Raw genomic sequence first — 445 nt, 5'->3', positions numbered from 1 at the left:
GTCAATGGTCCTGAAAACGGTAGTGGAAATCTTGTTCTAATGCAACAGGTTGAAAAGGAGTGGAAAACTATTTTCGAGCTGATGCTATGGATAAGTTAAATTTACCTTCTCCTCCTAAACAACCTCATTTTCCAATATCCCTGTTTAAAATAGATGAAGGCTGCCAGTGCCGCAACTGCATTTGAGATCGGGAAAGCCCACCAGATCCCTTCATAACCCAGAGCAGTCTTGTTTGAGAGCAGGAAGGCTACAGGAAATCGAACGATCCATAAATTCAGGATTGAAATAAGCATGGAAGCCTTAGTAAAACCGGCCCCGTTGAAAACTCCATTCAGTACCTGCTGCACTCCCAGCAATCCGAAACTGGGTGCCATGATCTTAATAAAGTAAGCCGCATCCTGTATCACTTCAGGATCATTAGGTATAAAAAAGGCAGTAATGGGAA

Annotated in this window: 1 protein-coding gene; it reads right to left on the bottom strand. The window is 42.9% G+C overall.

What is annotated here, in order from left to right; translation table 11 throughout:
• Positions 1-101: 101 nt before the first annotated feature.
• The coding region (locus HC175_RS18720; protein ID WP_262887253.1) for an MATE family efflux transporter at positions 102-445 on the bottom strand (344 nt) is incomplete at its 5' end.

This window comes from Salinimicrobium oceani, from assembly GCF_012037645.1.
The sequence above is the reverse complement of the archived record's forward strand: the minus strand, read 5'-3'. Positions and strand labels throughout refer to the sequence as shown.